Below are 5,374 nucleotides of genomic sequence, written 5' to 3' on the forward strand. Positions count from 1 at the left end.
GCCGTGATCAAGCGCCAGCTGTACCGACATCACTCGGAAGCGGCTTTTGCATAAGCTTCCGGATCGGACAACAGTGACTTCGAAGCCTTCCGCGAATCCATGCCCAACCACCGCCACAGGTCCGCGCTCGCTCCGAAAACAACTCCATGCCCTGAACGGGTACGTCAGAACTTCAGAAAGGCGAGATTCCACCGCTCTTCATTGATCATTATGATTTTTTGACATTCTTATCCGACGCAACTCCAATCCGGACGGATTTTTTCGGTCAAATCTTGGGATTAGGAATCTCTTGTCGTCCGAACATCAGAATCGTGACCAACAAGATTGGGATCGCTAGCACCGAGACCGGCCAGTAGGCTATGAAAATCCCATAGAATGGTCGGATGGCTTCCGCAGGTACGACCCCAACGCCCACCAAGACCGACATAACCGCAAGCGGGCTGAACCAAGCGGCACTTACGATCGCCATCGGCGCGAAAATTCTGTGCGCCACCGTGGCGACCCAATCCGGCAGGTGTAGCACCTTAGCAAAATTAAAGGCACCTCTCATAGCCGATTCATCGTGCCTATGAACCCTAAATGCATACCACCATGATGGGACACCTATCATGCCGATAATCATCGTAGTGTTTATCAAATTCGACAGTTCATTGTCCACAGTTTGGCCTTCATTTCGTTACTGGCGAGGTTTACATCCGCAAATGTTGTCATAGGCAGACCCCGCAAGGTCGACACCCAACTTACCCCCGCTACTGCACAACCCCACGACACCAGAGTTGCCACTCCCGATGATGCGCACGCAGAGCCGGCTACGGCACACACAATCACGGATGAGATTCCAGTCGCAGCAGCCCTTCCCAAAGCATGACCGGATGGATAGCCTTTGGCCGAATTGACACCTCCGTCAACGACGAAGCCCGCAGCCGGATAGAATTTGGCGGCCGTTGACAGCTTCCCAAGCTCCTGGGATCCGACCAACTCCGCCAGAGCCCCACCTGTCTGGTTAAGGTTCTCGTAGTCACCAGCATCGAAACCACCCCGCTCTCCATTGTCTCCGGAGACTGGGCTAGCGGGCAACACCGTGCTGATCCATCCGTTTGGGGTACTGAAAATATTCTGGGATGTTCCCGAACTCTGGTTCAGCACGTTAATGGATCTAAGGACGAGCTACTGCGTAGAATCGCACCACTCGAAACCCTCGCTGCAAGTTGTCGCTATGGCAAACTTAAATTCGACATATGTATAGAGTTCGAAATAGTAGCCCGTGGTCAGGGTCCCTAGATTTACGGCAATCATCCCGTCAACGTTCGAAAGATTTGGAAGCTCAAGAATATCTGCTCCGAACCATTCCTTCACATCGCTCTCGTCGATCATCACCTGGTCAGTAGGAGGAGAATCATCAGTCTCACTCGGTCTTGGCTGCAATCCCTTCGAGTTGTTCTTCCCGTATCCATTCTCTGCCGGGGTTCCAGCGCCTTTGCATCCTCCACCGCCGGGGGAGCAGACCGTTTCAATTAGGCCAGTTGGATCGGATTTAAGCACTGGACTGTTGCCTGCGTAGGCGTAGCCGTTGATCTGTTGCGAGTCGGTGAAAGCTTGAACGGGGCCTCTCGAGATGAATCGTCCGGTGGTGGGGTCGTAGAAGCGGGCGCCCATGGAGACAAGGCCGGTGGGGTCTTGGGTGCCGGTGTGGAAGCCTTGTTGGGTGGCGGTCCAGTCGACGGCGTTGCCTCGGGTGTTGCCGAAGGGGTCTTGGCGCCGGTAGGTGAGGATCATGGTGGTGGCGCTGAGGGCCCAGGTGGCGGTGCCTTGGTGGGTGGTGCCGATCCAGGTGAGGCCGTCGTCGGTGGGTCGAGTGGCGATCATCTCCCCATTGTGACTGTAGGTCCGGACTGCATGCTTGGTGCCTTGAGTGTCGACGGTGATCTCATGGCCAGCAACGAACAGGTTCTGGGCCCCGTCAGCGTCGATACGGCCGATGCGTTGGTTCGCACCGTTGTAGATCATCGTGGTGGTGCCCTCGTCACCGGTGATGGTGGCGAGCTTGCCTTGTTCGTTCCAGGTCAGGGACTCTGTTTGGCCGCCGATGGTGCGTTCGGTGAGGTTGCCGGAAGAGTCCCAGATGTAGGCGTTCGCCACACCGCCGGTCGTGGTCGAGGCAACCAGGTGGGCTTCGGTGTCGGTGTCGGTGTAGTCGTAGGTGGCGGTGAGACTTGTACCGGTGGTGCGGTGTTCGGTGACGCTGGTGCGGTTGCCGGTCACGTCATAGTCGTACGAAGTCCAGTAGGCGCCCTGTCCGCCGATGTCGGTGTGGTCGAGCTCAGTCTCGGCCTCGCATTCGCCGGTGCCGGCTTGGGCCCATGCCTCGGTGAGGCGCTGGAGGTAGTCATAGACATACCACTGCCGCTCCGGCTGGACGGGTGAGTCGGTCACGCTGTCCGCGATGGAACTGATGTTGCCTGCCTGGTCGTAGGTATAGGACAGGTGCGCCACTAGCGGCGAGGAGACCGAGTCACGGGAGAGTCGGTGCTCGTCCAGGCGGCGGGTGCCGTCCTGATAGGTCCAGGTCTGGTACACCTTCTCACCACTGTTGCTGCCGAGTACGCGTTGCGCGAGTTCCCCGAAGGCGCTGTAAGTGGCTTCTGAGACGTAGTCGGTGGTCGGAGTGCCGTTCTCGAAATCACCGAAGATGCCCGTGACTTGACCGAGGTCGTTGTAGTGGTAAACCACCGACTCGCGTCCCAGCCCTGAGACCTGCGGGAGGTTGGTGTTCGATACGGACCCGTCGGGCAAGTAGAACTGTTGGACGTTGTAGGAGCCTTCGAGGGACTCCAGGCCCGCGATCTCCGGAACCCATTCGATGACCGAGGTCGGCCGCCCCCCACCGTGCGCCGCAAGAACCACCCTTATCGACGAACCTTGTTGCGATAAATCCAACAGAAGGCCTTCTCTGTACGGTGGTCTGGTCATGTCGGGGTTACTTGGCCAGCACCATTGAATTCGGAGGCTAGGCGCAGGCCTTCCATGACCTCAAGGTTGCGCTGCCCATCGGCCGGAAGCAACCGCTTCACGCGATCGATCACTGCTTCATCAGGCAAGTGGTCGAGCCATGCTGCGATCCGGTGGCTGCTCGGCGCGCCTGGCATCTGGCCAATCAGGTAGGCGAGGTCCACTCGAGCGAACGCCGCGCCAGAGCGCTGAGAATAACGATCCGCCGCTGACCTCGCCGACCCCGCTGCCATCGCCTGACGCTCGTTCTCATGCCCGAGGGTAATCTCGTGGGCCCCTCCTTGATCCCCGTGCGTACCGCGGGGCGGCTGCGGCGTCTCAGTGCATCGACGGGTCGCTTTGGTCCTGATCACTCACTCGGTATTGTCGCCAACCCCCGGGTCGTTGGTGCGCACCAGATGGCTCCGCCTCGGGTTCGTCGGGCTCTCGCCGTCTTCCAGCGCTAACACTGCCGGATCGCCTGAACGTCACCGAAAGCACCGATCACCGTGCAGGGAAAGACTCACTGACCGACCCGATCCCGTTCAGAGCCAGCCAGCATAAGCTCAGATCATACCTGGTGTGCCAGTTTCGGCCTCAATCAGTACGCTCAAGGCTGACAGCTGCCCTAGTTCGAAACCTTCTCCCAGGTAGGTCCCTCCCACGTACCGAGTCTTCAACCAATTGCAGGGACATCCCTTACTGACGGCGCTTCTTTAGCCGGTATCCAAAATAGAATACGACGCCTCCCACAATAGCGCCGGCAAGTTCTATTGCCAGCCCCAAGAACGTCCATCCATTTACGATCAAACCGATCGATACACCCATCAATCCAAATGCAACAAGGGAAGTGATTCGTGTCCTACGCCTTTCCGCAGTCCGTAGCGGCTGAAGGGACTTAACCTTCGCGAAGTACTGTCGAATAGGAGAGCTGGATCCTTCTTCCGAGACCTCCATAGATACGAGATCGACTTTCCGAAGCGCAGAGGCAATCCATTCATAAATCGGAATACTTGCGATCGGAGCAATAGGCAATAGCAGCACAGCGAACAATCCAAGGATGATGAAATCCGATGGATTGAAGAACATCTGCACGACTGCCAGAGTCGAGATGGTGATTCCGAATATAATGCTATAGAGGATCCATATCGAGAGAGACCGACTTATTAGACTATTCTCAGAATTCAATAGAACCTATCTCCATATCTCAATCTTTCGACCATGGCCCGACTGTCACCATCGCCCCGTGATTTAATCCATGCGATATCATTACCTGGGGTCGATTCGGCAAGCGCCTATAGCCTGAACAACCGGGAGCCTCATGGCACCCCGACTGTCAACTGCCGTTTACAGCCTCAATCATGCACCGGCCTCATCGGCAGCACCGTCTTGTCCCGGCTCGCCGTTGCGGGGAGCAAACTTACCGTTAGATTGCCGAGGTACCCCCCACATTCCTCGTTGTGAGTGAGGAAGTCGGTGTCGGCGGCCGCTACGTAGTAGGTGTGGAGGTCGGCGACGGTGAGATTATAGACCGTCACCTGTTCGGTGGGAGTCTCAACCGCGGTGATCTGGCTCCAGGTACCTGCGCTGGTGCGCAGGAGCTGGCCGGTCTTCAAATCGATCGCGTTCACCCACAGGCCCGGGAAATCTGCGTCAGCGGTGGCCGGACTGTTGACATGGTCGTCACTCGGGCCACCGGCAGTGATCACCGGGCCACTCTCGTGCTCAGTTGTGGTCTCCAGACTGGCAGCGGGCGGGCCGCCGCCTCCAGAGCCGGAGCCGTCGCCCTCGGCGGCCGGGGCAGCGGTCTCTGTGCTCTCGGCTTCGGCCAGGTTGGCGCCGAAGGCCTCCTCCGCTGGAACCGTCGCCAGGTCGGCGACCCAGATCGAGTGCTCGTCGGTGGCGGTCACGGTGTCATCGGCCCGACCATCACCGTCGGTGTCGATGCTGAACTCGACCAGGGTTCGCTCGGAGGTCTTCACCATGGCGCGTCAACTTCGCGGGGGGCGATGTCGCCGGTGTCTTCCTCCGTAGCCAGGACTTCTTCGCCGGGTTCGATCTCGTCGATCGGTTTCGTGGAGCCGTCGGCCATCACCACTTCGGTATCCGGGGTGAAGGAGTTGCCCGGCAGCGGGCAAGAAGCGCTACTGGTCTTCCTGACATCCGCCGCCTCGTCGGCCTTTGCCGCCGCCTCATCGGCGGCGTCCTTGCGGCGCATGATCGACTTCGCCCAGGACATCTTTTCCTGGAAGGCGTTCACGGCCTTATATATGGTCTTGACCGCCTTGCAGATCTTTTTGCCCAAGGTGAAGACCTTCGACCACGGGAGGGGCTTAACCCTTTGACGTTGACACCTTGATCTCCCGGGCCGGTAGGGTTCGGGTTG

The 5,374-nt window shown here is 58.4% G+C and carries 5 protein-coding genes; all 5 read right to left on the minus strand.

Annotated elements, in window-relative coordinates:
* Nucleotides 1-265 precede the first annotated feature (265 nt).
* The 5 genes from ACYVK3_RS20125 to ACYVK3_RS20145 all read right to left on the minus strand — a co-directional run bounded on the left by ACYVK3_RS20125 (nt 266) and on the right by ACYVK3_RS20145 (nt 5,293).
* The gene (locus tag ACYVK3_RS20125; protein WP_460499135.1) at nt 266-658 is read right to left on the minus strand and encodes a hypothetical protein; all 393 of its coding nucleotides are present in this window, start codon (nt 656-658) and stop codon (nt 266-268) included.
* A 509-nt stretch (nt 659-1,167) separates the two neighbouring features.
* Entirely contained in the window at nt 1,168-2,970 is a 1,803-nt protein-coding gene (locus ACYVK3_RS20130) for an RHS repeat-associated core domain-containing protein (protein ID WP_460499136.1), read from the minus strand.
* Nucleotides 2,967-3,173: a hypothetical protein gene (locus ACYVK3_RS20135; RefSeq protein ID WP_460499137.1), complete on the minus strand. Its 207-nt coding sequence runs from the start codon at nt 3,171-3,173 to the stop codon at nt 2,967-2,969. Before ACYVK3_RS20135 ends, ACYVK3_RS20130 begins: the two co-directional genes overlap by 4 nt.
* A gap of 1,170 nt (nt 3,174-4,343) precedes the next feature.
* Nucleotides 4,344-4,973 (minus strand): polymorphic toxin-type HINT domain-containing protein, encoded by a 630-nt coding sequence (locus ACYVK3_RS20140; protein ID WP_460499138.1) that lies wholly within the window; start codon nt 4,971-4,973, stop codon nt 4,344-4,346.
* Nucleotides 4,967-5,293: a Hint domain-containing protein gene (locus tag ACYVK3_RS20145; RefSeq protein ID WP_460499139.1), complete on the minus strand. Its 327-nt coding sequence runs from the start codon at nt 5,291-5,293 to the stop codon at nt 4,967-4,969. The genes ACYVK3_RS20140 and ACYVK3_RS20145 overlap by 7 nt, the downstream gene beginning before the upstream one ends.
* Nucleotides 5,294-5,374 lie beyond the last annotated feature (81 nt).

It is taken from the genome of Glycomyces tarimensis, assembly GCF_054776215.1.

Excerpts from the sequence above, each read along its gene's own strand:
- ACYVK3_RS20140 (WP_460499138.1), bottom strand. The coding sequence starts at position 4,973 with ATGGTGAAGACCTCCGAGCGAACCCTGGTCGAGTTCAGCATCGACACC.
- ACYVK3_RS20130 (WP_460499136.1), bottom strand. The coding sequence starts at position 2,970 with ATGACCAGACCACCGTACAGAGAAGGCCTTCTGTTGGATTTATCGCAA.